The organism is Streptomyces sp. NPDC049915 (assembly GCF_040656475.1).
Taxonomy (GTDB): domain Bacteria; phylum Actinomycetota; class Actinomycetes; order Streptomycetales; family Streptomycetaceae; genus Streptomyces.
The window spans coordinates 24,321-50,220 of the sequence record NZ_JBFAMH010000039.1 but is presented as its reverse complement, the minus strand read 5'-3'; the positions used below and the strand labels follow the sequence as shown (position 1 = coordinate 50,220).

The window sequence follows — 25,900 nt, the reverse complement described above, 5'->3', positions numbered from 1 at the left end:
TGGTGCACGGCCCGTATCCGGGTGGCGAGGCGGCCGTCGGCGGCCTGGCGGGCAGCCCGATCCTCGGCGGTCCGGCGCCAGTAGTAGAAGCTGGAGCGGGCGATGCCCAGGATGCTCTGCCACCCGGCGCGGCAGGATCCGCTGCAGCTTGAACGGTGCTGACAGGGCCGCCTGGTCGCTGCCCAGCACCCCCCGCAGCGATGTTTCGCGCAACGCGACGACCACCGCCAGAGCTTCGTCGTCGTCCAGGTTCAACGGCGGAACGGCACTGCCCGCGGCCATGCGGTAGCCGCCCCACGGCCCCGGATCGGACTCGACTCCGTACCCGAGGTCCCGCAGTCGGGCCACGTCCCGCCGCACGGTGCGCTCATCGACCTCCATGCGCTCGGCAAGCTCACGATTCGTCCAAGACGGCCGCGCGGACAGCACTGGGGTACTGGACACACCGGGACTGTAGAGGATGGCCGGGTTGCCCCTTTGGTATGGCCGGCCGTGCGGCGGCGACGCCGGACGGCCACTTCTCCAAGTCGGCACCCCTGCCGCTCTTGACGATCCTGCCGCCGGCCTCCGCGAGCTCCTGTAACAACTGCTCCGTGAGCGTCACACGAGGATGTGAGGGAGGGCTTGGTTTCCGCTCGGTGGCCGGAGTTTCCTGCGCTCGGGTGGACTTGGGTCGTGGTCCGGCGGCCTGGGTCTTCCGCGGGCGTGATCCGCGGGGAGGGTACGTGCCGTGTGCCAGGTAGTGCCGACCGGCGCTTGTCAGGGTGACGCTCCACTGCCCGCTTTTCCGGGAGACCGTGACCAGGCCACGGTTGTGGAGTGCCTGGCAGGTGGTCTTGTAGGAGCTGGTGTTCCATACGTCGGCAGGGCACTCGGCTTCCACCCACTGCAACACCGAGAGCTGTCGCGCATTGACCCGTCGTTCCAATGGTCCGCCTTCGACTCGAAGTGACGTACGACGGCGGCATGGTTCCAGTTCCGGTGGTAGGCGACCGGTGCTGCGAGTCAATTCGCTCGAACGAGCGGGCTGACGTGGCTGGAAGCCGGTTGGGCGGAGAACCGTAGGTGTGTGCCTGTCCTACGGCGGGGTCTGACTCCTGAGATCTCTGACCGAGGTGTCCTGATCACACTGTGTCGACCGCCGGCCAGGGGACAGCGCACTGTTGGTCTCGGGCTGATGGACGTGTCTCGATAGGGGCTTGCCGGAAAGGCGTCATCGCGATTCTGACCGTCCGCACGGCCCGCTGCCGGCTACGGGACAAGCCGTCGGGCCTGAAAGGGAACGAGCATGACCGGCACGTCCTCCGCTTCGCGCCCTCGTCGGCGTCGGCCGGCGGGGGAGGTGGTCCTGGGAGTGGACACGCACCGGGATGCCCATGTGGCCGCTGTGCTCTCCCTGGTGGGGGACGTGATCGGCACCAAGGAGTTCCCGGCCAGCGCGGCTGGATACCGAGACCTGCTGGGGTGGGCCAGGGCGTCGGGTATGGTGCGGCGGGCCGGAGTGGAAGGTACCGGCTCCTTCGGGGCGGCCCTGTCCCGCTACCTGCTGGCCCAGGGTGTGGACGTTTTCGATGTGAACCGGTTCGACCGGGCCGACCGCCGGCGGCGCGGCAAGTCGGAACCGCTCGATGCCGAGAACGCGGCCCGGGCGGTGCTGAGCGGGCGGGCGCGCGTCCAGGCCAAGACGGGCGACGGGCCGGTGGAGATCGCCCGGATGTACAAGCTGGCCAAGGACTCGGCGGTCAAGGCCCGCACCCAGGCGTCCGCGTGCAGATGCGTGCCGATGAAGACCAGTTCCTGGCGAACAAGCCACACCCGGAGCTGAGCATGTCGGATAGAGGCATTCATCTGGTGGCCGGTGCGTTGTCTTCGGAGCCGGCCCCGCGGACCGGGACGAGGAGGGTGAACGTGGTCGGAGCCCTTCTGGTGAGGGAGAGTCGGCCGCCGATGGAGAGGGCCAGTTCGGAAGCGAGGGCGAGGCCGATGCCCGTCCCATGGCCGTTGCCGGTGTGCCCGCGGTCGAACAGCTGCGCCGGCTCCCCCTCTGCGGCTCCCTCGTCGCTCACGTCGAAGGCGAGGGCGTCGTTCAGGTCCCGCAGCACCAGTCGCGTAGTTCCGCGCCCGTGCACCCGTGCATTGTCCAGCAGGACTCCGAGCACCTCCGAAACGGGGCCGCGGGGGACCAGGACATCCGCGGGTCCGTCATGTGTGCCGCACTCCAGGCGTCTGCCGTCGGCGGCGAACATGCCGTGCCAGTGCTCCCGCGTCTCCTGAAGGAGGTGTGCCACCGCGATGTCCCCGGCGACCGGGCGGGGCGGGTCCGGGGAGCGGGACAGGCGCAGCACTTCTTCCACGGTCTGGTGGAGGCGATGGGTGGTGTCCAGTGCCTCGGTCAGGGCAGCACGTAGCCGGGCGTCGTCGTCCTGGGCGAGGCCCGCCTCCAGAGTGAGTTGCAAGCCGGTTAGTGGCGTGCGCAGCTGGTGGGAGGCGTTGGTGGCGAAGTCGCGCTCGCGGCGCAGGAGTTCGGACAGGCTGCGAAGCATCGCGTTGTGCGTGCGGGCCACCTGATCGATCTCGGCGATGCTGCTGGGGGCCGCCCTCGCGTTCAGGTCACCCTCGGCGACGGCCCGGCAGTGGCGGGAGAGGTCCTCCAGCGGGGCGGCCAGTGCCCGAGCCTGCCGGCGGGCGATCAGTACCGCGATGGTCAGCGCGACTACGGTCACGCCCAGTAGTACGCCCCACGCCGCCAGGACCCGGTCGCGTACGGTGCCGGCGGGGGAGGACGCGCGGACCACGCCGATCACCTGCTCGGCGTGGGAGACCGGTACGGCGGCGACCAGATCGCCGCCCGACTGCCCCCGGACCACCTGTCCGCCAAAGGCGCGGCGGACCGGCGCGTCCCCCAGCCCGGGGCCGCTGCCCGCGCGCTTGGCCTGTTGCGGGTCGTACAGGCCCAGATGCCCCCCTGCCGGCGCCCTGGGCAGTTCCACCGGGTCACCGGTCGCATAGTCCGGGCTCACCCGTACGGCCGCGGCGAGGGCCGCGCGCTCCAGGCTGTCGCGCTGTCCGGCGTACAGGGAGGACCTGATGGCCAGGGCCAAGGGGACGGCGAGCAGGACCACGGCGACCAACGCGGCGGTGAGGGCGACTCGCACCACGCGCTGTCTCATGCCCTCATCATGCGGCGGTTCGGCGGGGCGCGCGGGACTGAACTCACGCTTTTGCCGTCGTCTAACCCTCGGCGAGCAGGGCGTTAACCGGCCGCTGCCTAACGTGGGTGCCATGACCGTCCGGTCCAGGGGAGTCCTTGGAGGGCAGTGGTGATGGCAGCACACGCACGGACGTCCGCGACAGTCGGGCTGGTGCTCGTGGCAGCGGTGACCGCGGGCTGTTCCGGCTCAGGCTCGCACTCCGGTTCTGGTTCGAAGACATCGTCACCGCCGGCTTCTTCGGCGCATGTCGGAAACAGGCAGAAGAACCCGGCACCCGCTCCGACGGAGTCCAATCCGCCCGGTGACATCCCTGACAACCAGGTGTACGTCGTCTATCGGCCGGCCGGTGGGTCCTTCTCCGGATTCACGGTGAAGGTGCCTGAGGGCTGGGCCCGTACCGAGCAGGGCGGCAGCACGGTGTTCACCGACAAGTTGAACACCGTGAGGATCACGGCCGTCTCGGCGTCCACTGCCCCCACGGTCGACTCGGTCACCAAGACGGTAGTCCCCAAGCTGCGCTCCCAGGTGCCGAAGTTCGCCACGCCGAAGGTGTCGGAGGTGTCTCGGCACGCGGGCCGTGTCGTCCGGTTGACCTATCAGGGTGACTCGGCGAAGGACCCGGTCACGGGCAAGGTGGTGCGCGACGGGTTCGAGCGGTATGCCTTCTACAAGTCGGGCCACGAGGTGGATCTGACCTTGTCCGGCCCGGTCAACGCCGACAACGTCGACCCGTGGCGGATCATCAGCGACTCCTTCGCCTGGCGGTGAGCACCATGGCGTCCAAGCCGGTGCTGGCTGCCCGTGAGCTGTACCGCTTCTACCGGGCCGACGAGGAGGAGACGCTCGCTCTACGCGGGGTGTCGCTGCAGGTCGGTCGGGGCGAGACGGTGGCGGTCGTGGGTCCCTCGGGATCCGGCAAGTCCACCCTGCTGGCCTGTCTGGCCGGGCTCGACGAGCCCTCCGGCGGCGAGGTCCGCCTGGACGGCATACGCCTCAGTCACCGGCCCGAGACCGAGCGGGCACGGCTGCGCGCCCGGCACATCGGCGTACTGTTGCAGACACGCAATCTCCTGCCGCATTTGAGCGTGCGGGACAACGTCCGCCTGCCGCAGCGCGCCGCGGCCCGCAAACCCGTCACTTCGGCCAGGGAGCTGCTGACCCAGGTGGGCCTCGGCGAACGGATGCATGCGCTGCCCCGGCAGCTGTCCGGTGGCGAGCTGGCCCGGGCCGGGCTGGCCGTGGCGCTGGCCAACGCGCCCGCTGTCCTGCTGGCCGACGAGCCGACCGGCGAACTCGACGGCGAGACCGAGCGGGTGGTCCTCGCCATGCTGCGGGAGCGGGCCGCACAGGGGTGCGCGGTGCTGATCGTGACGCACAGCGCGGAAGTCGTCCGGAGCGCGGACCGGGTGATCACGCTGGAGGACGGCAGGGCAACCGACGCCTCCTGTCCCGCGGCGCAGGGGGTGCCCGATGTCACGGGATAAAGCGCTCGTGACCTGCACCGACGCGGCTCTCACCTTCGGCACGGGCACAGAGGCGGTCGTGGCCGTACACGGTGCCGACCTGGAGATCGGGTCCGGCGATCGGCTCGCCGTCGTCGGCCCCTCAGGGTCGGGCAAGAGCTCGCTGCTGCATCTGCTGGCCGGACTCGAGCAACCCACCAGCGGCACGGTGACCTGGGCCGCCTCACTGGGGCCGTACGACATCGGTCTGGTCTTCCAGGGCGACAGCCTGATCCCGGCCCTGAACGTGGTCGAGAACGCCGCCCTGCCCCTGGTCCTCGCCGACCGGACGGAGCAAGAGGCCCGCCCGGCCGCCCTCGCGGCGCTTGCGCTCGTGGACGTGGCCGACCTGGCGGACCGGCTGCCCGAGGAGATCTCCGGTGGTCAGGCACAGCGGGTGGCCGTCGCCCGGGTGCTGGCCCAGTCCCCGCGCCTGATCCTCGCCGACGAGCCCACCGGCCGCCTCGACCACGCCACCGGCGGCCGTGTCCTCAACGCCCTCCTCACCGCCGCCGACCACACGGGCGCGGCCCTCGTCGTCACCACCCACGATCCCGCCGTGGCCGCCCGCCTCACCACCCGGCGCGCCATGCGCGACGGCCGGCTGCTCGCACCCGAGGAGGTGCCATGATCGGCTCGTGGACGGCCGGCCTGGCCCGCCATCGCACCGGACGTCTGCTGGCTGCGCTGGCCGGGATCGCCCTCGCGGTCGCCCTGGTTGCCGCACTGGGCTCTTTCCTCACGGCGTCGAAGGCGACCATGACCCAGCGTGCCGTGCGCTCGGTCGCCGTCGACTGGCAGGTCCAGGTACAGCCTGGCGCCGACCCCGGCGCGGTAATGTCCCTGGTCCGCAAGGCGCCGGGCACCCGCGCCGCCCTACCTGTCGGTTTCGCCCACACCACCGGCTTCACCGCGCGCGTCCAGGGCAGCACCCAGACCACCGGTCCCGGTATGGCCCTCGGCCTGCCTGACGGCTACCGCGCCCTCTTCCCCGACGCCGTCCGCACCCTCTCCGGCTCCCCGAACGGTGTCCTGCTGGCCCAGCAGACCGCCTCAAACCTGCACGCCGCTCCCGGCGACACCATCGGCGTCCAGTTTCCCGGCATCGGGCTGAGGCCGGTGAGGGTGGAGGGTGTGGTTGACCTGCCCCAGGCCGACTCCCTCTTCCAGACCGTCGGCGCACCCAGCCAGTCCCAGCCGACCGCACCCCCGGACAACGTCGTCCTGCTGCCCGCCGCCAGGTTCGCCGCGTTGACTCGGGGCGCCTCTGCGGTCACGACCCAGATCCACGTGGCGCGCGACGACGCCCGCCTGCCCTCCGACCCGGCCGCCGCCTTCACCGCGGTCACCCGCGCGGCCCACAACCTGGAGGCCCGCGCCGCGGGCGCCGCACTGGTCGGCGACAACGTCGGTGCCGCCCTCGACTCCGCCCGCCAGGACGCTCTGTATGCCCAGATCCTCTTCCTCTTCCTGGGCGTCCCCGGCGCGGTCCTGGCCGCCGCGCTGACTGCCGCGGTCGCCTCCGCCGGCGGTGAGCGGCGCCGGCAGGAGCAGGGCCTGCTCCGGCTGCGCGGCCTGCGCCCCCGCCAGATCACCGCCCTCGCCGGGCTGGAAGCGGCGCTGATCGGTGTCCTCGGGGGCTTGGCCGGACTGGGCATCGCCGCGCTGACCGGCCGCCTCGCCTTTGGTGCTGCTTCCTTCGGAGCGGGCGCGGGTACCTGGGCCGGCTGGTACGGCATCGCATTCGTCCTCGGCGCGGTTGTGGCCGCGGGAGCCGTCCTCGTCCCGGCCCTGTGCGACCTGCGCACGGTGACCGTCGCGGACACCCGCAAGGAGTCCGGCGCCCGCAGCACACGAAACCCCTGGTGGATGCGGTACGGCCTGGACTTCGCCCTCCTGATCGGCTCCTGGCTCGTATTCCGCGCCTCCTCCGGCAACCAGTACGCCCTCGTCCTCGCCCCGGAGGGCGTGCCCAGCATCTCCGTGTCGTACTGGGCCTTCCTCGGCCCCGCTCTGCTGTGGATCGGCGCCGCTCTTCTGCTGTGGCGGCTCATGCTCCTCGCCCTCACCCACGGCCGCCCCGTCCTGGCCCGGCTGGCCCGCCCGCTGACCGCGACGCTCGCCGGCACCACCGCCGCCACCCTCTCGCGGCGCCGCCGCCCTCTGGCCCGCTCGGTGGTGCTGCTCGCCCTCGCGGTTTCCTTCGCGCTCTCCACCGCCGTCTTCAACGCCACCTACCGGCAGCAGGCCGCGGTCGACGCCCGCCTGACCAACGGCGCCGACGTCACCGTCACCGAACCACCCGGCGCCCGAGTCTCACCCAGTGTGGCTGGCTCGCTGAAAGTCTCCGGCGTACGGCACGTCGAACCCCTTCAGCACCGCTTCGCCTACGTCGGCTCCGACCTGCAGGACCTCTACGGCGTCCGCCCCGACACCATCGCCCAGGCCACCTCACTCCAGGACGCCTACTTCGCCGGCGGTACCACCCAGCAGCTCATGCACAAGCTGGCCCAGCGCCCGGACAACCTGCTGGTCAGCGTCGAAACCGTCAACGATTTCCAGCTCGCGCCCGGCGACACCGTCAACCTGCGCATCCAGGACGCCCGCACCAAGGCCCTGCACACCGTCCCCTTCCACTACGCCGGCATCGCCAAGGAGTTCCCCACGGCACCGAAGGACAGCTTCTTCGTCGCCAACGCCGCCTACATCGCCAAGGCGACCGGCAGCGACGCGGTCGGCGCCTTCCTCCTCGACACCGGCGGCACCCACCAGAAGCAGATCGCCGCGCGCCTGCGTTCGCAGCTCGGCACCAGCGCCACCGTCAGCGACCTCACCCAGCCCCGCGGCACTGTCGGCACCAGCCTGACCTCCATCGACCTGGCCGGGCTCACCCGCATCGAGCTCGCCTTCGCGGTCCTGCTGGCCGCCGGAGCCGGGGGACTGGTGCTCGCCCTCGGGCTCGCCGAACGCCGTCGTACCTTCGCCATCGCCACCGTCCTCGGCGCACGCACACGCCAGTTGCGCGGCATGGTCCTCACCGAGGCCCTGCTGCTGGCCGCGGGCGGCCTGGCCGGGGGTGCGGTCATCGGATGGGCGCTGTCGGAGATGCTGGTCAAGGTCCTGACCGGCGTGTTCGACCCGCCGCCCGCCGCCTTGGCGGTGCCCGGCGTCTACCTGACCCTGGCCGGACTGGCCGCCTTGATCGCCGTACTGGCCGCAGCCCTGAACGGCATCCGCGGTGCCCGGCGCCCCGCGGTGGAGGAACTCCGCGACCTGTGAGCCCGCCTGAAGGGGAGCGACCTGCCTACTCTGTTGCCATGGGCACGCCTGCCGCACCGGACCGCAGCCGTCCGCACATCCTGGTCGTCGAGGACGACGACACCATCGGACGCCACCTGGAAACCGGCCTGCGCGTCAACGGCTACGCCCCCACCTGGAGCCGCACCGGCGCCTCGGCGCTGGCCGAGGCCACCCGCACCTCCCATGACGCCGTCCTGCTGGACCTCGGCCTGCCCGACCTCGACGGTCTCGACCTCGCCCGCACCCTGCGCACCCGCTTCCCCGACCTGCTGATCGTGATCCTCACAGCACGTGCCGACGACATCGACGTCATCGCCGGCCTCGACGCAGGCGCGGACGACTACCTGGTCAAGCCCTTCAGCCTCACCGTCCTTCTGGCACGCCTGCGCGCCCACCTGCGCCGCCGGACCAGCACGTCACCACCCCAGCAACCCCTACGGCTCGGCGACCTCGTCATCGACACCACGTCCCGCCGCTGCACCCTGCACGACACGGACGTCCCTCTACGGCCGAAGGAATTCGACCTTCTCGCCCTGCTCGCCCGGCACCCTGGCACCGCCGTCTCGCGAGAATCGCTGATGGCAGAGGTGTGGGACGAGAACTGGTTCGGCCCCACCAAGACTCTGGACGTCACCATGGCCGGCCTGCGCCGACGTCTCACCCAGGCCGCCGAGGAGTGCGGCCGCCCTTGCCGGTTGCCTCACATCAGCACGCTCCGAGGGCATGGCTACCGTCTCGAGCGCTGCGGCTGGAGCGATGGGGCTGGGGCGAAGAGCTGAGCGGCCCTCGCCTGCTCGCGCGGTAGGTTCTGCACTCATTCGGCCCACGCCATCCGGTCAGCGACCGCCCCACGCGAGGCTGCGGCCGCCTTGCGGTGTCCGAGGCTCCCCGGCGTGTGCCGAGGAAGCGCGGTTCTCTGCGCTGCCTCGGCACTCTGAGCCCGTCGGCCGGGTGGGCCGGCCGGGCGCTGTGCGGTCTGTCAGCCCATGTCCGTCAGGAGGGTGTTCAGTTCCTTCTCCTGCTGCGCAGGCGACATCGGCGGGTTCGAGTGATCGATGCCGAACGTTGTGAGCATCTTGTCCATCTGAGCGTCGATAGAGGTCCAGCCGGCCTGGTCCAGCGGCTGCAGCGACGCCTGGTCGGCGTCCCACAGGTCGCGCAGCTTCTGAGCGGCCGCGTGGGCCCCGGTCTCGTTCCCCGAGCGTGCGTCCTTGAGTGAGGTGGAGGCGAGGGTCTTCAGTGCGGCGACCTTGGCGGGCGGGAACTTCTTCACCGCCTGGCCAGGAGCCATCTGGACCGCGGAGGTGTTGTCTTCCTCCGGCGCCGGGCCGACGTGCGGCTGGCCGTGGGCCCAGACGAGCAGGCCCGCGGTGGCGACGGCGAGCAGTCCGAAGCCGGCCAGCGCGACGCGCTCCTTGCGCGGGTCGCCGCTGGTGTGTGCGGCGTGGGCAGCCTCGTTGGTCTCGGTCACATCCGAGCGCGTCACCGTCAGGTAGACCACCGTGGCCAGGATGAGGCCGAGGAAGATCAGGCTGGTGGTGAACGTGCCCAGGGCGAGACCGGTCGGGTCGCCCGGGTTCTGGGCGACCTTGGGGGAGGCGAGCCAGTCGCCGATGTTCGCGCCCAGCGGGCGGGTCAGGATGTAGGCGAGCCAGAAGGACAGCACCGGATTCGCGCCGAACTTCCACAGCGCCGTGATCGCCGCGATGAGGCCGAGCGGCAGCAACACGGAGACGCCCGGGCGCCAGCCGGTCAGCTCCAGAGTCCAGTCGCCGGTCGCAGTGCCGAGCGCGAAGGTGACGAGAACGGCGAGCCAGTAGAACGACTCCCGCGGAATTGTCGTGACCGAGTGGATCGACAGCGTGCGCTCACGCGCCCACCACACGCCGAAGACCGCCGCGAGCAGCACCGAGAAGACCGCGGAACTGATCCACAGCGGCACGTTCAGCTGATCGGTCAGGATGTCGGTGTACAGGGTGCCCGTGACGCTGACAACGACCACGGTCAGCCAGTAGGGGAACGGAACGTACCGCTTCAGCCGCAGCTGGACGGCCAGGACCACGACGAACACCGCGGTGAAGATCCAGGCGGTGTTGACCAGGCCGACGCCCAGCTTCATGTTGATCCAGTCGGCGAAGCTCTCACCCACGGTCGTGCACAGGACCTTGATCACCCAGAACCAGATGGTGACCTCGGGAACCTTGTTGAGCATGAGACGCCCGCTGCGCGTGCGTGCTTCCGTTGTCGTTGTCATGCAGGGAGGCTTACGCGAGGAACCTGCACATAACCTGACTACGTGGCCGCACGCGCCGCCGGGAGTGTCACCTCGACATGACCGCGGCCGTCCGCGATCGCGCGGACCTCCGCACCGGCCGAGGCGGCGATGCGCCGGACCACTGGCAGCCCTAGCCCGTGCCCGTGGCCGCCGGTCACGCCCGCTTCGAAGACCCGGTCGACGTCAGCGGGATCGAACCCGGGGCCGTCGTCCCGGACATCGACCACGATGGTCTCGCCCTGGTTGCGCGCGGTGATCCACACACGGGACTTCGCATGCCGCAGGCCGTTCTCCAGCAGGGGTGACAGCAGCGCCACGGCGACGTCGGGCGCCACGGCGACCTCGACCTCCGAGGGAATGGCGACCTCGACCGCGCGGCCGGCGATCGCCTGCCGCGCGGCGGAGCGCAGATCGCACCGGGTCCCCTTGTCCGTCCGTGCGCGCGCGGCGCGCAGCAGCGTCGTGATCGCCGTATCGAGGCGGTCGACCTCGCTCAGTACCGCCTCCGGCGGCACCGGCTCGCCGGACAGCTCGGCCAGCTGCGCCTCGGCCCGCAGGACCGTGAGCGGTGTCCGCAGCTCGTGGGCGATTTCATCGGTGAGCCGGCGCTCGTCCGCCAGCGCGTTGTCGACGCGCTCCAGGAGATGGTCCAGGGTCTGTCCCAGTTCCCCGAACTCGTCGCGGGGGACTCCGAGGTTGAAGCGCCGCCCGGGTTCGTGATGGCCCCAGTCGTCGGCGAGTGCGGCCATCTCGTGCACGACCCGCAGCGCGCGGTGCACCACGAGGTGTGCGACGCCGCCGGCGAGGAGGATCGTGAGGCCGCCCAGGATCAGCGACAAGGTCAGGCTGCGCTGCTCGGATGTCTCGTAGGGCGTGAGGTCCACCCGGACGATCACCATGACGTGGTGGCCGTCGATCGGGACCTGCCGCACGTACAAGAGGTAATCGTCGACCGTCGCGGTCTGCGGTCGCCCGGAGTCTGCGAGCTCCTCGACGCGATCGACCAGGCTCGGCGGGACGTTTCCGTCGATCAGGCGGCCGTCGGCATACACCCAGGCGACCTCGTCCAGCGCCTCGCTGCCGTTCTCCGTCAGCACGACACGGCCGCCCTTGGCGGTGACGTTCGCCGCGATCGCCTCGGCGCGGGTACGTGCCAGGTCGTGCGCGTCGGCGTCCGTCACCCGGCTCAGCAGTACGTGCGAGACCACGACCAGGATCGCGACCACGGCGGTGGCGATCAGCACGGTGAGTGCGACGACCCGCCTACGGAATCCCGTCACTGCCATCGGTAGCCCACGCCGCGGACGGTCGCCAGACGCTCGGCCACACCCAGCGGACCGAGCTTGGCCCGCAGCCGGCGCACATAGGAGTCGAGGGTGTTGTCGCTGACCTGCGCCCCGTGCGGCCAGCCGGCAGCGACGAGGGCGTGGCGGCGTACCGCGTCGCCCTGCGAGGCGATCAGGCGGCCCAACAGCCGGAACTCGGTCGGGGTCAGGCTCATGCTCACCGAATCGTAGGTCACCACGTGCTTCGCCGGATCGAGGACGACCTCGCGCGGTGCGGGCGCCACGGTGGCCCGGCGCAGCAGCGCCCGGACGCGGACCAGCAGTTCCGGGATGTCGAAGGGTTTGGTCATGTAGTCGTCGGCCCCGGCCTCGAAGCCGCCGACCTTGTGATGCAGGCCGTCCAAGGCCGTGAGCATCAACACCGGCGCGTCGACGCCGCGAGCCCGCAGGGCCAGGCAGACGTCGCGGCCGTCGGCGTCCGGGAGCCCGAGATCCAGGACGACCAGATGGGGCGCCGGTGCGAGCTGCCGCAGCAGGCTGTCGGCCGTGGCAGCGACGGAGACGGTGTGGCCGTCATGCTCCAGGGCGCGCTTGAGGACGCCGCAGACCGCCGTGTCGTCCTCGCACACCATGATGAAAGCCACGCGCTGACCCTAGACACTCCCGTCCCAGTTCTCCATCTGCCCAGGTCATCCGCCTGACGGCCTGGAGCAGGCCGCCGCTGGTGCCGCACGCTCCTGCCCTGCCATGAATCCGCGGCCGTCGGGCGCGACCGGCCGAGCCGCAGACGCCATTGCGCCAGGTCACCGTTCGCTCTGCGACCGGGTGAGCGGGCTGATTCTGGTGGAATTCCCGCAGGCGAGCGTGGCACTGTCGTACGGAATGCCCACCTACCGGGTCGGAAAGCGCAGGGTGCACATCGGTGTCTGGCAGCACGGCGTCTCGAACTACGGGTGGGGCACCGACCGCGATGGTGGCTTAAGCTCCCGCCATCCCACGCTCATCAGCGGAAAGGCCGGCATTCGGCTGCGGTCCACGGACATGGCGGCCGTCACTGACGATGAACACCGCCGGGTCGATCGCCCGGGGCATAGTCGCCGAAAGCTACCGGCCCGACCGCTCCGGCCTTGATCGGCGAGGCCTCGCCTGCATGGCAGTCGTCATGTACGCACCCAGCCACCACTGATCAGTGTCCCGGCGACCGCGCCGACGGCCCGCTTCCTCGTCGGATCAGGCCCTTGAACAGGGGGCAGTCGGCATGCGCCGTGAGGCCGGGCAGCGGATACGCAGCAGTGAGCCCCCGAAGCGCATGAACGGCTTCGGTGATGCTCGTGCCGGTCCGCGGAGTGGGACGGCGCGTGAAGACTGACAGGCCGCGAATCCGGTTTTGTTGATCTATCACTCATCGGTCCCGGAACGGGCGGTTCGCGGTACGTTGTGCTCAGCGCGCATGATGGCGGTCCCAGATCCGTGGTGGCGAGGATCTGGGACCGTGTTGATCGTCTTCGGACTGCAGCCAGCGCGTCCTACCTGACCTGGACATTCACGGCTGAGCCTCTCAGTGCTGGTTGGGCTGCTTGCGTCTCATCGCCTCGAACATCTGCTGACGGGCGACGTACAGCGCCGTGTCCAGTCGGCGGGTTCCGGTGAGCAGGCACAGTGTGTGGGTCGCGTCTTCGAGCCGACGGGCGGTCTCGGCGCTGTGGTCGACGGCCAGGCGGCGCCTCAGCGTTTCGCATCGTTCGACCAGCTCGCGCAACTGCGGGGGGTACGCCATGACAAAGTCTGTCTCCCGTGCGGGTCGGCCTGCATCGATCACTCTTCACCAGTACGGTCGCAGCCATCGACGCCTGTCGCATCCTGGGAACAGGCTGCGACAGCTTGCGCGCACCGGTGTCCTGCGGCCCCGGCGTCGGGCCGGGGACCGCGAGGTTCTAGGCAATAGAACGCAACACCGTGGGAGGCCGGACCCGTACGACTCGGTTGGCGGCTGTCTTCTGGAGCAGGCCGTAGGCGAGGACCGGGAGCAGCACGTGCGGTTTGTCCGGGAGCGCGGCGGTGATCAGTACGGCGCTGGCGCTGTTGTTGTTCATGCCGCAGGCGAGGGTGAACGAGGAGGCGGCGGGCGGGTCCAGCCGCAGCACCCGCGCCGCGCACCGGCCGAGCACGAACGACAGCTGGCAGACCAGTGCCGCCACGACCAGCACGGCGCCCAGCAGCAGCGGGCGTGGCTGGGCGACGAAGGAGCCGAGGGCGCCGCTGGCGTTGACGTACGTCAGGACCAGCGAGCCGGCCATGGCCACAGGCACGACTGCGCCCAGTACTCGGACGAGCAGGGACGGGGCAGGGTGAGGCGGACCAGGATGCCCGCCGCGCTGGGCAGCACCACGCCGACGAGGGTGAAGCCGCCGCCCGCAGTGTGGACGCGCGCGGCGAGCGAGTCGGCGTAGCCGCCGCTGAGCAGCGGGGACAGCAGCTCGATAACCAGCGGTGTGGTGAGTGGGCTGAGGAGGGTGGAGGCGAGGACCAGGCCGACCATGGTGGGCTGGTCGCCGTCGCCCTTGCCGGTCCAGACCGTGGCGCCGGCCACGATGGGCATCGCCACGATCAGGATCACCGCGGTGACCAGGCCGCTGCCGCCGTCGGAGTCGGGCGAGGCGTGCAGCAGGACCGCGACGAGCGGGACGACCAGCAGCGGGATCGCCAGGTGCAGCGCGAGCCCGGCGAGCAGTGCACTCGGGCGCCGCACCACTCGGCCCAGTTCGCGGACAGGGACCTGGAGTCCGGCCGAGAACAGCATCAGCCACAGCAGGAATGGTGCGGTGGACACCGGCAGTCGGATCAGCGGTCCGAGCGGCAGCGTGTGGGGGTGGCGCAGCCACAGGCCGGAGGCCCGGCACGAGCAGGGCTGCGGCGTAGGACAAGACGACGGCCCGGCCCAGACGGCGCCGCAGCCAGGCGGTCGCGCGGTCAGTGGGCGCCGGGGTGGCGGTCGGAGCGGGTGCGTGCATGGCGGTCTTCTTCCGTCGCCGGGGCAGGGGCGGGACGGAAGACCGCTATGCGGAGACCATGTGCGTGCGCGTGCATGGAGCTATGGTGCGGGCACGGAACGGGCGGGGCAGGTGATCCACGGCGGCAGTCAGGATCTGTTCAAGTGCCCGGTGCCACGGTCGGGCAGCTGGCATGCGAGACATCTGAGAATCCGGTGCTTCAGGAGGCCGGCCGGGCAGCCCCTTCCCGTCACCGGCTGCGCTGGAACAAGGTGCCCGAGGTCACCGTCCGCTTCTGGGTGATCAAGGTGCTGTGCACCACGAGAAGGCCGGCCTCGGCCTGACCGGCGTGTCAGTGCTGATGAGCGTGCTGCTCGCCGTCGTGCTCGTGGTGCAGTTCCGCACAAAGGGCTACCGCCCGGGGGTGTACTGGCTCGCCGTCGCCCTGATCAGCGTCGTCGGTAACCTTGGTCAGCGACAACCTCACCGACAACGTGGGCGTGGCGCTGGAGACCACCACCACGGTCTTCGCGTTCGCCCTGGTGGTTGTCTTCGCCCTCTGGTACCGCGCCGAGCGCAACCCTGTCGATCCACCACATCGACACCACCTGCCCGAGCCGTTTTACTGACTAACCTCCGCCGGCGACCTGGTCGCCGAGAAGATAAACCTCGGCTACTGGGTGTCGGCCGTGCTCTTCGCCGCGGCCATCGCCGCGATCGCCCTCGCTCGGTTCTGCCTCGGCCTGAACACGGTCTGGAGTTTCTGGATCGCCTACATCCTCGCCCGGCCCCTCGGCGCGTCGATCGGCGACTACCTCTCCCAGCCGACCGGAGACGGCGGCGTGGGCCTGGGCACGGTGGTGACCAGCGCGTTGTTCCTGGCCGTCATCCTCGCTCTGGTCGTGTATCTGGGTGTGACGCGCAAGGACGCCAGCGAGCCAAAGCGGGCCACCCGGCACGCGGCCTGACCTGCCGCGCAGTCGGTCACAGGGAGCTCGTCCCGGTTTCGGGGCGAGCGCCCTTTCGTTCACTGATTCCTCATGCGGCCTGTCGAGGCTGCATGAGGAATCAGTGTCAGGCCGGGTTGCCAGTCGTTTCCGTCCGGTCGGGACGGAAGATTTCCTCGATGGTCAGGCCGAAGACGTCGGCGATGGTGAACGCCAGAGGCAGGCTGGGATCGTGCCGCTCGGTTTCGATGGCGTTGATGGCCTGCCGGGAGACGTGGCACCGGTCGGCCAGGTCGGCCTGGCTCCACCGGCGAGCTGCCCGCAGTTCGCGTAGTCGGTTCTTCACAGTGCGCCGTCACTTGTTCAGGCGGGTACGCAGGTCAGCGATCGTCATCCAGATTGCCACGCCGCCGAGGAGGATCACTTGCGCGAGCTGATGGAGCTGGATGATGCCTGCGGCATCGAGCACGGTAGCCACTTGCAGCGCCACGAGGACTGCGGCGAAGGCGATGGCCATGCTCTCCAACTGAATCCTGCGCAGGTATTCGTCCGCGCGCCGGAATGCCCGCAGCAGCACCCAGGCGATCGCGAGGGTGAAGGCGGCGGTGGTCGCGATCCAACCAGCCTTCTGGTCGGTGCTCGGATCGGGGTTGCTGCCCAGCGCCAGGGCTATCACGCCCAAAGTGGACACGGGGATGCCGTCGATGAGTACAGCGCGGCGGGCCGCGCGCGTCACCTGGTCCTGCTGTACCTGCTTTGCCATGCGATGAATGTAAGGTATCCCTGCTATTGAGTCAAGATTACTTGACTCAATAGCAGGGATACCTTACGTTTTTCGATGGTGAACGAGAGACGACTCCTGACCCGCCGGGCGCTGCTCGGTACCGCCGCGGCGTCCGCCATCGCTTCCCTCCCGATGGCCACCGCGGCATCCGCCCAGTCGCGGCCCGCCGCACACTCGCCGGTCGCCGCCGCCCCCACGCCGACTCCGGTGCGGCTCACCCTGCCCGCACCAACCGGTCCGCATCCCCTGGGCACGGTCGCGGTGCACCTGGTCGACCGGGCGCGCGTCGATCCCTGGCAGGATTCCCGGCCGGCTCGGGAACTCATGATCCAGCTCTGGTACCCGGCACGCGCCACCCACGGCAACCCGTCCGCGCCGTGGATGTCGCCCGGCGCCGCCACCGTCTTCGAGCGGGAACAGGGCATCCCCTCCGGCACGCTGCTGCTGCCGACCACACACGCCCACCTGGCCGCACCGGTGGACCGCGGCCGGTGCGGGAGGCCGGTCGTCCTGTACTCACCGGGCCTGCGCAGCGACCGCAGCCTCGGCACTGTTCTGATCCAGGAACTTGCCAGCCACGGCTACCTGGTCGTGGCCATCGACCACACCTACGACGCCGACCAAGTCGAGTTTCCCGGCGGCCGGGTGGAAACCTTCGCCATTACCGGCGACATCGACGATGCCCTGATCGCGAAGGGCCTCGCTGTCCGCACCGCGGACACCCGGTTCGTGCTGGACCGGCTCACCGCGCTCAACGCCGGACACAACGCCGACGCCGGGCGGCGACCCCTGCCACCCACCCTCGCCGGCGCGTTCGACCTGTCCCGCGTCGGCATGCTCGGCCACTCCCTCGGTGGCGCCACAGCCGCCGCAGCGATCCGCGCCGACCGGCGCCTGCGGGCCGGCGTCAACCTGGACGGCAGCCTCCTGCCACCTGTCACCGCCGGCACTGACCGGCCATTCCTTCTCTTCGGCAGCGAACCCGGCCCAGGCCCGGAGGATCCCAGCTGGGATCAGTTCTGGACCAGCCAGTACGGCTGGAAACGCGAACTGGCCCTCATCGGTTCCACTCACACCTCGTTCACCGACCTGGAAACACTGCTACCCCAGGCCGCGCCCGCCCTCGGACTGACGCCCAGCCAGGTGACGCAAGCAATCGGCACCCTCGACCCGCACCCCGCCATCCACGCGCAACGCGACTACGTACGAGCATTTTTCGACCTTCATCTACGCCACCTCGACAACCACCTGCTCCAGCACCCCTCACCCCACTACCCACAGATCCGGTTCCTCCGATGAGGCACCCGCCATCCCCGCACCACGGTCACCCCTTCAGGTCTTCGGTCATCCCGAGCCTGGATCGACGACACCTTGGGCGGCCCGCACCCGCCATTGAGGCCGGCGGCCCGACACCCCGGCCAGCGGCCGTGGTGCCGCCTCACTGGAGGGTTTGTTCACCAGGCCGGTCGTCAACTTCGGCCCGGCCCTGGTCACCCGGCGGGCAGGCTGACCGTGAACCTGGCCCCGGGCGGGAGTGTCTAATCAACGGCCCTGTCTCACATTCGGTGGTGACGGAGGGTGTCGCTATCCGAGGAGGATGCGGTGGCGGAGGAGGGTGAAGCCTGCTCGTCCGTGCACATCTGGCGGGCGATCCGCTTGGTCTTGGTGTTGACGCCCTCGGTGGGGCCGTTGCTGTAGCGGAGTTTGAACGCGGCGATCACGGCGTCGAGGTCTCGCTCCAGCCCTCGAGTGAAGGCATTCAGGTGCGGCAGATCGGCAGCGCGGACCTGGGTGATCCAGAGCTCGAGCGCGTCGGCATTGTCTGGGTGAGGCTTCAGGAACTGGGCGAAGTCCCTGATGCAGACGGCGAGTTGGATCATCTCAGGGCAGGCCGCGATGAGCCGGTCCAGTAGGTGCTGATGTTCGGCCTTGAGGTTGTCGGGCATGGTGAGGAGCATGCGGGCGAGTCTGCGCGGGGAGATGTGGCTGCGGTCGGCGTCCGCGCGGCCCTGGTTGATGTACTTATGCAGGAGGTTGAGGCAGCCGGTGAACCCTTGGTCTTTGATCTCTTCGAATAGGTGCTTGACAGGGACGGCGGGGTCTTCGGCCCGGCGTTTGCGCAGGTGTTCGCGGTAGGGATCGACAAGGCTCGCGCGGTATTTGGGGACGCGGAGCATCCGCTCGGGCCGATCGGCGCGGGCGTAGCGTTTGACGGTGTTCAGGGCCAGTTGCAGACGGCGGGCGCATTCGAGCAGGCCCACGCCCTGGTCGAGCAGGTCGTGGATCTGGTGCCAGCGTTCCAGGGTGGTCTGTGCACGGGGGCCGTCGTAGAGGGGCGCGTCCAGAACGGTGGCCCAGCAGGTGCTGTGCGCCTTGACCTCGCTCAGCGCGGCTTCGCACAGGTTGTGCCACAAATGCCAGTGATCACCAACCTGCACGGCGTCGGGCAGAGCACGACGGATGGCCTCGGCGTAAGTCGCGGAGCCGTCGCGGCAGACGACGTCGACGCCCGGATGAGCGCGTAACCATGCTTCAAGGGTGTCGGCCGTGCGGTCGGGCAGCACGTCGATCCGCTCGTGGGTCTCGGCATCGATGATCACGGTGGCATAGCGGTGGCGCCGGCGCAGAGCGAAGTCGTCGACGCCGATCACTCGGGGTATTCGCCCGGTGGGCAGTGGGATACGCAGCAGGGTCCGCAGGGCGGTGTGCCGCGAGACGCCCACCGCAAGGATTGCCAGCAAACGAGCCCCGGCCCGGCCCGCTAACTCCTTGACCACGGCCTTGACTTGCCTGGTCAGACGGGCCGTGCGTCGCTGGTATCGCTCCAGCACCCCAGGCACCTGCTCACGGAAGGTGTGCCGACAGCCTCGCGTGGGACACACCAGCCGCCGCACCCTCACACGGACTACTACCCAGAGCGAGCCGGAACAGCGCTCCTGGATGGCCGGCGGCGGCCGCCTGTCCCAGCCAGTCGGCGGCCGTGGACAGCTCGTCGCGGCCCAAGGCTTTGGAGCCGTGCCGGTACAACGAGTTCGCCCGCTGGCGCGCCTCGACGTCCAGCTCGTACAGGTCGCTCAGGGGGCCGAAGTCGCCGTCGGGACGATCCCAGAATTCGGGGGGCCCGGCGAGCTTGTCCATGAGCGTCAGCAGCTCGGCCGGGACCGCCGGCGTCGGGCGGCCGCCGCTGCCCTCAGTGAAGCGGCGCACAACCGTCACCTGTCCTTCTTCGCGCGTCGTGTCTTCTTGCGGTGCCCATCCCGGATGAAATTGCCCAGCTCGCTGCGCAACTCGCTGACGGCTGCGTATCGGTCCCGTTGGATCCGGGCCGGCGCTATACCCAGGACCTCGGAGATCTGTGCGTCATCCAGACCCTGGCTCTGCAGCTGCACGACCGTGCGACGCCTGCTGAGCGGCATAGCGTCGATCGCGGGCCGGACCAGCTCCTTGAGCGGATCGAAGTCCTCACTGTGCTGGACGGACCCCGCCACATGCGCGGTGTCATCCACCAGTTCGGTCCGCGTCTGGGCGCGCTACGTGTCGACCGCCAGATGCCATGAGGTCGTGCGCAGGTAGGCCCCGATTTTCACGCCAGGTCCCAGATCTCCGGCCGCGACCTTCCTCGCCACCTTCAAGAACGCCTCTTGGGCGCAGGCCTGCTCCGAGAGCCTGCCGTTCCACACGCTGCGAAGGACCCGCGGCTCCTCGGCGATGAACGTGTCGTAGTAGTCGAGAAGCCTCTGGCCCAGGTCCACCTCAACGGAGGCAGAGGGCTCCTCGGAGGCAGAAGGGTCCACTGGAGCTTCACCCGCTACCACGGGCGGTATCCCTTCGCGGGCAGCGCAACGTCCGCACCGTTGGCACTGCCGTCCACGAGGACGACCAAGGTGACGTACGGGCGGGCGCTACGACGCTGACCTGCACGCGGCCCGCACCAGTGTCGGGCAGGGCGGCCTTGCCGTGGCCGGGCACGCGGCGGCAGTCGTCGTGCTCCGTCGCCCTGGTACCGCGTTGCCGCCGGTCCCAGTACACCTGCACCATAACGGCCACCGCCTGCGCGGTGGCCGTTACAGCCGGAACAAGCCCGGCCCAGTCCAAGGACGACGTCATGTGAGTAGGTCTCCGTCGGGTTCCAGGGGCGCGTAGGTGAGCGCCTTCACCTACTCGACGGCCGGCCCCTCCCCGTTCTCCCCTCGAAGATCGGAGATTTCCGAAACTGCTTGCAAGGGCACCGAGGCTGATCGTCCTTGCACGGCGTCGCGCTGAACACCTGTATCCGAGGCCGCGGTGCTGGGGCGATTCACTCATCGATCATGTCAGCGGTGGCGACCCAGGGCACAGGGAGACGGCTTCAGCACAATCTCCGGCCGCAAGCCGTGGACATGCCCAGTGACTGAACCCTCGTGGCCACCGCAGTTCTGCCACGGCGAGCCCAACCGCGGCCGCCCTCGTCCGCTGATTGCGTGCAATTGACGGTGCTGCCGACGCAGCGCGCAATCCACTGCAATTCCTGGGCGCGGCGCCCGCAATCCCGCGCATGCTGGTACGCCAACGACCCGGACGTGGAGGCGGCGATGGCGCTCAGGTTCCTCGGTACCACCAGCGATGACGGCGACTGCCCGACACTGTACGAGATCGACGGCACCGACGAGATCCTCGTGCAGGGCGACCGGGTGACCGACCCGGAGCACCTGGTGCAGTTGCGCGATGTGAAGCCGTCGGAGACGTTCGTCCGGGTCCCGCGCGATCTCCTCATCCGGTTCGCGCCCAGCGCCCGAGCGGTCAAGCTGCGGCCGTTCGGCGAGATCGCTCACTTGTTCCGCGAGTTCCGGCACACCGCCTGGCGGCTCGAGACCCGCCGCGGCTACGCCTCCGACCGCAACAGTCCGAAGTGGCAGCGCTGGCAGGCCGGCGAGGACATCGCTGCCGAGCCGGCCAACGCCTGGCGGGAGAACGTCACGGCTCAGACCGCGGCCGGGAAGCGGTTCGAGCGGGTGCGGATCGCCGACGAGCCCGCCACCGACGGGCAGCGGTTCCTGCTCGCCAGCGCGCCCAGCAACGTCGCGGCCGGAGAGGACATCCGCCACCTCACCCGCGCGCAGGCCGAGCAGCTGCGCCTGCCGGACTACGACTTCTGGCTGTTCGACTCCCGGATCGTCGCCCGCTTCGCGTTCGACGAAGACGACGCCACGCTCGGCGTGTACGTCACGGAGGACCCGGCCGAAGTGCTCGCCGCCTGCCAGGCACGTGACGCCGCGTGGCACCACGCAGTGCCTACAGCCCAGTTCGAAAAGCGGGTAGCTTCCAAGATGTGACCACCGACTTCCAGAACGCCCGCGAGTCCCTCGGTGCGCGCCTGCGTGAACTGCGCGCCGAGGCTGGGCTGGAAGGCAAGGACGTCGCCGCCCGGCTCGGCTGGCAGACGTCCAAGGTGTCGCGCCTGCAGAACGGCAAACAGACGCCTACGCGCGACGACCTGACAGCGTGGGCGCGGGCGATCGAACGCCCGGACGTCGAGGCCGAACTGCACGGCCTGCTCGCAGGCCTGGACATGAAGCAGCGCCACCGCTCGTGGCGCCGCCAGCTGGCCGGTGGACACCGCGGCCGCCAGGAGATCGCCGTCCGGCAGACCGAGGCGACACAGAGGATCCGCGGCCTCGAGGTCTCCCGTGTGCCCGGCCTGTTCCAGACCCCGCAGTACGCCCGCGCCATCTTCGACGCCAACGCAGAGTTCCGCGGCATCACGCCCACGACAGACGCAGCCGTCGAGGCCCGCATGCGCCGGCAGGAAGCTCTGTACGACCCCGACAAGGTTTTCCGGTTCCTTGTCTGCGAGGCCGCCCTGTACCACCGCTCCTGCGCCGTCGACGTGATGGCCGAGCAGCTCGACCGGCTGTACAACCTCGTCGGGCAGCGCCGCATCGAGCTGGGCATCATCCCCTTCGGCGCACAGTTACGCCGCACCGTGCCTCACGCCTTCTGGATCTATGACCGACGTCTCGTCATCGTCGAGACGATCAGCGAAGAACTCTGGCTCACCGGTGCAGACGACATCGAGCTGTACGAACGGGCGTGGGACTGGCTCGCAGAATCCGCCGAATACGACGCCACCGCCCGCCGGCTCATCGGCCGCGCGCGGGCCTCCCTCGACCTGTCGTAAGCAACCGGCAGCAACCGGCGGGTCCCCAGACGCAATCGCGCGCAATCGACGCCCCGTCCCGCAATCGCCCGAACTAACGTGCTGGTCATGGCCGCAATGCCCACCTTGCCGACGCAGCAACGGGGCCAAGACTGGCTCCTGTCCTGCACCGACCAACCCACCACAGTGCGACGCCTATGGGACACAGAGGAACTCGCTCCGTTCCCGTCCGGTAGGCACTGGCGGGTCGTGGAGGCACCTCTGCTGCGATCGGTGCACGCCATGAAGCGAATCAGCAGTAACCGCCTGGGCCCGGTCCTCGCAGACGTGGAGACCAACCGGGCCTGGTGGCTTGTTTCCCCGAGCCTCGCCGACGAGCTGGACGACGTGCGCGCACTCCACGTGCGCCCGGCGGGGTGGGTACTGACCTGCCCACCGGTCTTGTACTCCGTGGTCGGCCGCGGCTGGCTGCAGCGACCGGACGGAACCGGCCGCCTCACCGATCCCCTCCTGCTCGGCGCCGCATTCGGGCCGGGTGGGTCTCGATTCCCTGCGGAGGCACGACCATGACGATGACCGAGACCGAGGCCCCGGCACAGGCGGAAGACACGAACGACGTCGACCTCGGCACGCTGCCGCTGCGCGCGGCGACCAGCCGGCGGGAACGCGCCGCCGCGCAGGCCTTGCTCGAGGAAGGGACGATCCTCGGCCTCCCGCGCGTGCGACAGGCGCTCGTCATCGAGGACGCCGACGGCCGCCCCGTCTGCCGCTGGGACAACATGATGGGCCGCCTGTACACCCTCGGCCTCGACGAGGACGACCGCACGTTCCTCGGCTTGGTCCTGTCGCTACTGCCCATCGGGCTGTTCACCCTCTCGGCCGCCCAAGACCTCGACGAGCGGCGACTGCAGATCTTGCTGCGGGCCATCGTCACCCTGTCGGGCAACGACCGCATCGCAGTCGGCACGCGGCTATGAGCCCCGCTATGGGCCGCCCAGGGGACACTGGCCCGCGGAGACCGGCGCCCGCCCCCCAGGTCGTGACCCGTAAGATCGAGGGCGATTGCTGCATGAGGGGGCAGGATGGTTGGGACTTCGTCGGCTTCAGGCGACGTGCTAGAGCCGATCAGACAGCACCTGCGAGACCCGTCGTATCACTTTGAGGTGGGTCCTGGCTGGCGGCAGTTGGTGCTTGAGTGCCACCGAGCGGTTGTCGCGGAGTTCCCGGACTACGAGCTTCTGGCCGTGAAGCAGAAGTGGGGGGCACTGGCGTTCCAGGCTTTTCCGCGGCTGTGGATGCCTGGTGGCAACTGGACGGAGGCTGAGCGCGCGCGCCTCCATGCTGTCACTGATGCGTTCGCTGACCGCAGTGAGGACATCTGTGAGCGCTGTGGTGCGGACGGCTCGCTGCGTGAGAGCCGGCGGGTCCACCTCGTGCTGTGTGATCGGTGCGAGACGATCGTTCCGGGGCATGGTCGTCTCTGACTGTGCTGGTTGCTCGTCAGCGGGCCGACCAAAGGAAGATGCCTGCCAGGTGGAGCCCGGCGAGGTAGATCGTGGCGGTCTTCGCATAGCGGGTGGCGATGCCCCGCCACTGCTTGAGGTGGTTGATGCACCACTCGACGGTGTTCCGCTGCTTGTAGACCTCTCGGTCAAACCGGGTGGCCTTCCGCCGCGACTGCCGCGCCGTTTGCGGCGGGCCTGTTGGTCGGCCGGGATCGGTGCGTCGATGCTATGACCTGGACGTTCCCCTTCAGTCTCAAGACGTGTCGGCCGACAGCTGTCTCAGATCGGTGTCATTTCTTCAGACTGTCCAGCAGGCTGCATCACATTCCAGAGGCGTCATGAACCTGCTTCGGCGCCCGTCCGTTCCATCCACTCGCGGACAGTTACTGCCCGCTCGATGCGGCTGACGATGTCCTTCTTGGAGGCCGTGTCTAGGGTCTCCGGGATCTTGTCGAAGGCGTCGGGAAGGACGTCGAGCAGCCCCCAGATCCGTTCGCCGGTTTTGACGGTCAGCAGTTGCTGGCACCTCCACTGCAGCGGCATCTCGGGGCGGTGCGTGAGCCGCTGCACGAGTGTCGGGAATAGGTAGTGCGTCGCCTCCTCGGCGAGGTGCTCGCGGAGCCAGTCGACCGGGAGCCGCTGGCTGAAGCTGTGCATCGCGGCCTCCTGGGCCAGGTCCAGGAGATGAGCTGTGTCGACGGCTCGAACAGTGCGGGGAAGCGTCGGGGTCATGTCGCGATGATGCCAGGCGGTCTCCGCGGGGCCGAGAGGTCAGCTGGGCCGGGATGCAATCTGGCGGCGGGCACTATCCCAGACTTCCTCGAACTCCTCAGAGGTGAGTTGTTCGGGGTCGTGGCCTTCCCATTCCGAGACCGGCAGCTCGGCTGTGAACCCGAACCTGCTGTCGTACTCATCGAGGCGGCCCGCGTCGCGGGCCCGCTGCCACTCGGCTAGGGAGGCAGCTGCGACCGGGGTCAACTCAGGCCCTTCGAGCTCGACTTGCCGGATCACCCAGTCTTCAGCGTCGACCTCGAAGTAGAACCAGGTGTCTTCCTCGTCCCAGTAGCAGCGCATCCATGTCTTCACCAGCCCATGATGCCAGCGGTCTGCGCGCCGGCCGTTGCGGTGTCAAACAGGAACACCGCCGCACAGAAGACCGGCGACTGGCTCTTCCGCTTCCGCGTCTGACCCGAGCAAGCCACGGCGACTGACCACGCGGGCAAGCCCAGGCGGTACTGGGTCTTCACCCACGTGAACGCGTCAGCGCCCTGGGATCCGTGCCCTATGGGATGGCCCCACCACCGAGGAGGAGTACGGCTGGATCGCCACGGGCACGACTGAACTGGCATGGACCGAAAAATAGTACTAAGTAGCGACCTATCCGATGACGGCGTTAAGTCCCGTCAGCGCTCGATCGGCGCGCTCCCTCTCCACGCGCACCCGCGCCTCGGCCTCAAGGCGCGCCTCTCTCTCAGCCAACACCTGCGCGCGCAGTGCCCGACACCCATCGCAGGTCATCTCACTCTCGCCCGGCAGTTCGGCCTGCTGAGCAGGAATGGCGCGTCGGGCCTTGAGGCGCTGTACCCTCAACCGCTCCACATCGCCGAGCGCGAACAAGTTGGTGCCATTACGTCCCTTTCCGACCACGGTCAACTGGCCTTCAGCCTTCATCGCGTGGACGGTGTCCGCACGGACACCCAGGAGCTTCGCCGCCTGCGCAGTCGTCAGCTTCTCATCAGGTTTGCTCATGCCTCGCAAACGGCCCCCACCCCCAAGGAGCCACCACCCGAACCCCAAGTTCGCCCACTTCAGTGAGTTGCTGATCAACAGCATGACGAAGGGGAACGCCCATTCGGCCTTCCCAGGCCATGCACGGCCGCTCTGGAGGACCCACGCATCGCCCCGCCAGCACCACGGAACCACGATCACCGACACTCGCCTCCGCGCCAGCGCCCTCCACTTG

Annotated in this window: 26 protein-coding genes and 3 pseudogenes; 11 read left to right on the top strand and 18 right to left on the bottom strand. The window is 69.4% G+C overall.

What is annotated here, in order from left to right:
• The coding region (locus tag AB0J12_RS36590; protein ID WP_363269042.1) for an HTH domain-containing protein at positions 1-444 on the bottom strand (444 nt) is incomplete at its 3' end.
• Between the two features lie 910 nt (positions 445-1,354).
• Here AB0J12_RS36590 and AB0J12_RS36585 point away from each other — a divergent pair.
• Positions 1,355-1,825, top strand: a complete 471-nt coding sequence (locus tag AB0J12_RS36585; protein ID WP_363269041.1) for a transposase — start codon at positions 1,355-1,357, stop codon at positions 1,823-1,825.
• A 19-nt stretch (positions 1,826-1,844) separates the two neighbouring features.
• On the opposite strand, the gene AB0J12_RS36580 is transcribed toward AB0J12_RS36585, so the two are convergent.
• Complete coding sequence (locus AB0J12_RS36580) at positions 1,845-3,170, bottom strand: HAMP domain-containing sensor histidine kinase (RefSeq protein ID WP_363269040.1); 1,326 nt, start codon at positions 3,168-3,170, stop codon at positions 1,845-1,847.
• Between the two features lie 411 nt (positions 3,171-3,581).
• Here AB0J12_RS36580 and AB0J12_RS36575 point away from each other — a divergent pair, with 411 nt between their 5' ends.
• The 5 genes from AB0J12_RS36575 to AB0J12_RS36555 are packed head-to-tail and all read left to right on the top strand — an operon-like array spanning position 3,582 to position 8,793.
• Positions 3,582-3,980: a hypothetical protein gene (locus tag AB0J12_RS36575; protein WP_363269038.1), complete on the top strand. Its 399-nt coding sequence runs from the start codon at positions 3,582-3,584 to the stop codon at positions 3,978-3,980.
• Positions 3,981-3,985: 5 nt separating this feature from the next.
• A complete protein-coding gene (locus AB0J12_RS36570) occupies positions 3,986-4,696 on the top strand; it encodes an ABC transporter ATP-binding protein (protein ID WP_363269036.1) in 711 nt (236 codons plus the stop codon).
• Entirely contained in the window at positions 4,683-5,345 is a 663-nt protein-coding gene (locus AB0J12_RS36565) for an ABC transporter ATP-binding protein (protein WP_363269034.1), read from the top strand. Before AB0J12_RS36570 ends, AB0J12_RS36565 begins: the two co-directional genes overlap by 14 nt.
• A complete protein-coding gene (locus tag AB0J12_RS36560; RefSeq protein WP_363269033.1) occupies positions 5,342-7,993 on the top strand; it encodes an FtsX-like permease family protein in 2,652 nt (883 codons plus the stop codon). The genes AB0J12_RS36565 and AB0J12_RS36560 overlap by 4 nt, the downstream gene beginning before the upstream one ends.
• A gap of 38 nt (positions 7,994-8,031) precedes the next feature.
• Complete coding sequence (locus AB0J12_RS36555) at positions 8,032-8,793, top strand: response regulator transcription factor (RefSeq protein WP_363269032.1); 762 nt, start codon at positions 8,032-8,034, stop codon at positions 8,791-8,793.
• 200 nt (positions 8,794-8,993) lie between these two features.
• Here the strand turns inward: AB0J12_RS36555 and AB0J12_RS36550 are convergent, their stop codons facing one another.
• The 6 genes from AB0J12_RS36550 to AB0J12_RS36525 all read right to left on the bottom strand — a co-directional run bounded on the left by AB0J12_RS36550 (position 8,994) and on the right by AB0J12_RS36525 (position 14,405).
• On the bottom strand, positions 8,994-10,268 hold the full coding sequence (locus AB0J12_RS36550; RefSeq protein WP_363269031.1) for a hypothetical protein: 1,275 nt from the start codon (positions 10,266-10,268) through the stop codon (positions 8,994-8,996).
• Positions 10,269-10,306: 38 nt separating this feature from the next.
• Positions 10,307-11,575: a HAMP domain-containing sensor histidine kinase gene (locus tag AB0J12_RS36545; protein WP_363269030.1), complete on the bottom strand. Its 1,269-nt coding sequence runs from the start codon at positions 11,573-11,575 to the stop codon at positions 10,307-10,309.
• Positions 11,566-12,219, bottom strand: coding sequence for a response regulator transcription factor (locus AB0J12_RS36540; RefSeq protein WP_363269029.1), 654 nt, complete (start codon positions 12,217-12,219; stop codon positions 11,566-11,568). The genes AB0J12_RS36545 and AB0J12_RS36540 overlap by 10 nt, the downstream gene beginning before the upstream one ends.
• A 914-nt stretch (positions 12,220-13,133) precedes the next feature.
• Positions 13,134-13,352, bottom strand: coding sequence for a DUF5133 domain-containing protein (locus tag AB0J12_RS36535; RefSeq protein ID WP_363269027.1), 219 nt, complete (start codon positions 13,350-13,352; stop codon positions 13,134-13,136).
• A 157-nt stretch (positions 13,353-13,509) separates the two neighbouring features.
• Positions 13,510-13,872, bottom strand: coding sequence for a hypothetical protein (locus AB0J12_RS36530; RefSeq protein ID WP_363269026.1), 363 nt, complete (start codon positions 13,870-13,872; stop codon positions 13,510-13,512).
• Entirely contained in the window at positions 13,851-14,405 is a 555-nt protein-coding gene (locus tag AB0J12_RS36525) for a hypothetical protein (RefSeq protein WP_363269024.1), read from the bottom strand. Before AB0J12_RS36525 ends, AB0J12_RS36530 begins: the two co-directional genes overlap by 22 nt.
• 375 nt (positions 14,406-14,780) lie before the next feature.
• Here AB0J12_RS36525 and AB0J12_RS36520 point away from each other — a divergent pair.
• A pseudogene (locus AB0J12_RS36520) lies at positions 14,781-15,533 on the top strand (hypothetical protein).
• A gap of 106 nt (positions 15,534-15,639) precedes the next feature.
• On the opposite strand, the gene AB0J12_RS36515 reads toward AB0J12_RS36520, so the two are convergent.
• Together AB0J12_RS36515 and AB0J12_RS36510 are read right to left on the bottom strand one after the other, a co-directional pair.
• The gene (locus AB0J12_RS36515) at positions 15,640-15,858 is read right to left on the bottom strand and encodes a helix-turn-helix transcriptional regulator (protein WP_363269022.1); all 219 of its coding nucleotides are present in this window, start codon (positions 15,856-15,858) and stop codon (positions 15,640-15,642) included.
• Between the two features lie 9 nt (positions 15,859-15,867).
• Complete coding sequence (locus AB0J12_RS36510; RefSeq protein ID WP_363269021.1) at positions 15,868-16,275, bottom strand: hypothetical protein; 408 nt, start codon at positions 16,273-16,275, stop codon at positions 15,868-15,870.
• Between the two features lie 75 nt (positions 16,276-16,350).
• On the opposite strand from AB0J12_RS36510, the gene AB0J12_RS36505 reads away from it, so the two are divergent.
• Complete coding sequence (locus AB0J12_RS36505; RefSeq protein ID WP_363269020.1) at positions 16,351-17,595, top strand: hypothetical protein; 1,245 nt, start codon at positions 16,351-16,353, stop codon at positions 17,593-17,595.
• Between the two features lie 285 nt (positions 17,596-17,880).
• Here AB0J12_RS36505 and AB0J12_RS36500 read toward each other — a convergent pair.
• From AB0J12_RS36500 to AB0J12_RS36485, 4 genes and pseudogenes are all read right to left on the bottom strand, one after another.
• Positions 17,881-19,208: pseudogene (locus AB0J12_RS36500) on the bottom strand (ISL3 family transposase); the annotation flags it as partial.
• A complete protein-coding gene (locus tag AB0J12_RS36495) occupies positions 19,141-19,503 on the bottom strand; it encodes a hypothetical protein (RefSeq protein WP_363269019.1) in 363 nt (120 codons plus the stop codon). The pseudogene AB0J12_RS36500 and the gene AB0J12_RS36495, both read right to left, overlap by 68 nt.
• A gap of 5 nt (positions 19,504-19,508) precedes the next feature.
• Positions 19,509-19,802, bottom strand: a complete 294-nt coding sequence (locus AB0J12_RS36490) for a hypothetical protein (RefSeq protein WP_363269017.1) — start codon at positions 19,800-19,802, stop codon at positions 19,509-19,511.
• A 24-nt stretch (positions 19,803-19,826) separates the two neighbouring features.
• Positions 19,827-20,090 carry a hypothetical protein gene (locus AB0J12_RS36485; RefSeq protein ID WP_363269016.1) on the bottom strand — a complete coding sequence of 88 codons (264 nt, stop codon included), beginning with the start codon at positions 20,088-20,090 and terminating at the stop codon, positions 19,827-19,829.
• Positions 20,091-20,867: 777 nt separating this feature from the next.
• Between AB0J12_RS36485 and AB0J12_RS36480 the strand changes: the two genes are divergently transcribed.
• The 3 genes from AB0J12_RS36480 (at position 20,868) to AB0J12_RS36470 (ending at position 23,409) form a co-directional block, all read left to right on the top strand.
• Positions 20,868-21,608 (top strand): DUF6879 family protein, encoded by a 741-nt coding sequence (locus AB0J12_RS36480; protein ID WP_363269015.1) that lies wholly within the window; start codon positions 20,868-20,870, stop codon positions 21,606-21,608.
• Positions 21,605-22,453 (top strand): helix-turn-helix transcriptional regulator, encoded by an 849-nt coding sequence (locus tag AB0J12_RS36475; RefSeq protein WP_363269014.1) that lies wholly within the window; start codon positions 21,605-21,607, stop codon positions 22,451-22,453. The genes AB0J12_RS36480 and AB0J12_RS36475 overlap by 4 nt, the downstream gene beginning before the upstream one ends.
• A 545-nt stretch (positions 22,454-22,998) precedes the next feature.
• A complete protein-coding gene (locus AB0J12_RS36470; RefSeq protein WP_363269013.1) occupies positions 22,999-23,409 on the top strand; it encodes a hypothetical protein in 411 nt (136 codons plus the stop codon).
• A gap of 523 nt (positions 23,410-23,932) precedes the next feature.
• Here AB0J12_RS36470 and AB0J12_RS36465 read toward each other — a convergent pair.
• From AB0J12_RS36465 to AB0J12_RS36450, 4 genes and pseudogenes are all read right to left on the bottom strand, one after another.
• Positions 23,933-24,141: pseudogene (locus AB0J12_RS36465) on the bottom strand (IS5/IS1182 family transposase); the annotation flags it as partial.
• Positions 24,142-24,273: 132 nt separating this feature from the next.
• Positions 24,274-24,669, bottom strand: coding sequence for a hypothetical protein (locus AB0J12_RS36460; RefSeq protein ID WP_363269012.1), 396 nt, complete (start codon positions 24,667-24,669; stop codon positions 24,274-24,276).
• Positions 24,670-24,708: 39 nt separating this feature from the next.
• The gene (locus AB0J12_RS36455; protein ID WP_363269043.1) at positions 24,709-25,011 is read right to left on the bottom strand and encodes a hypothetical protein; all 303 of its coding nucleotides are present in this window, start codon (positions 25,009-25,011) and stop codon (positions 24,709-24,711) included.
• A gap of 303 nt (positions 25,012-25,314) precedes the next feature.
• Positions 25,315-25,686 carry a hypothetical protein gene (locus AB0J12_RS36450; protein WP_363269011.1) on the bottom strand — a complete coding sequence of 124 codons (372 nt, stop codon included), beginning with the start codon at positions 25,684-25,686 and terminating at the stop codon, positions 25,315-25,317.
• Positions 25,687-25,900 lie beyond the last annotated feature (214 nt).

Excerpts from the sequence above, each read along its gene's own strand:
- AB0J12_RS36580 (WP_363269040.1), bottom strand. The coding sequence starts at position 3,170 with ATGAGACAGCGCGTGGTGCGAGTCGCCCTCACCGCCGCGTTGGTCGCC.
- AB0J12_RS36570 (WP_363269036.1), top strand. The coding sequence starts at position 3,986 with ATGGCGTCCAAGCCGGTGCTGGCTGCCCGTGAGCTGTACCGCTTCTAC.
- AB0J12_RS36565 (WP_363269034.1), top strand. The coding sequence starts at position 4,683 with ATGTCACGGGATAAAGCGCTCGTGACCTGCACCGACGCGGCTCTCACC.
- AB0J12_RS36560 (WP_363269033.1), top strand. The coding sequence starts at position 5,342 with ATGATCGGCTCGTGGACGGCCGGCCTGGCCCGCCATCGCACCGGACGT.
- AB0J12_RS36555 (WP_363269032.1), top strand. The coding sequence starts at position 8,032 with ATGGGCACGCCTGCCGCACCGGACCGCAGCCGTCCGCACATCCTGGTC.
- AB0J12_RS36550 (WP_363269031.1), bottom strand. The coding sequence starts at position 10,268 with ATGACAACGACAACGGAAGCACGCACGCGCAGCGGGCGTCTCATGCTC.
- AB0J12_RS36545 (WP_363269030.1), bottom strand. The coding sequence starts at position 11,575 with ATGGCAGTGACGGGATTCCGTAGGCGGGTCGTCGCACTCACCGTGCTG.
- AB0J12_RS36535 (WP_363269027.1), bottom strand. The coding sequence starts at position 13,352 with ATGGCGTACCCCCCGCAGTTGCGCGAGCTGGTCGAACGATGCGAAACG.
- AB0J12_RS36530 (WP_363269026.1), bottom strand. The coding sequence starts at position 13,872 with ATGGCCGGCTCGCTGGTCCTGACGTACGTCAACGCCAGCGGCGCCCTC.
- AB0J12_RS36510 (WP_363269021.1), bottom strand. The coding sequence starts at position 16,275 with ATGGCAAAGCAGGTACAGCAGGACCAGGTGACGCGCGCGGCCCGCCGC.
- AB0J12_RS36505 (WP_363269020.1), top strand. The coding sequence starts at position 16,351 with ATGGTGAACGAGAGACGACTCCTGACCCGCCGGGCGCTGCTCGGTACC.
- AB0J12_RS36480 (WP_363269015.1), top strand. The coding sequence starts at position 20,868 with ATGGCGCTCAGGTTCCTCGGTACCACCAGCGATGACGGCGACTGCCCG.
- AB0J12_RS36470 (WP_363269013.1), top strand. The coding sequence starts at position 22,999 with ATGACGATGACCGAGACCGAGGCCCCGGCACAGGCGGAAGACACGAAC.
- AB0J12_RS36460 (WP_363269012.1), bottom strand. The coding sequence starts at position 24,669 with ATGACCCCGACGCTTCCCCGCACTGTTCGAGCCGTCGACACAGCTCAT.
- AB0J12_RS36455 (WP_363269043.1), bottom strand. The coding sequence starts at position 25,011 with ATGCGCTGCTACTGGGACGAGGAAGACACCTGGTTCTACTTCGAGGTC.
- AB0J12_RS36450 (WP_363269011.1), bottom strand. The coding sequence starts at position 25,686 with ATGAGCAAACCTGATGAGAAGCTGACGACTGCGCAGGCGGCGAAGCTC.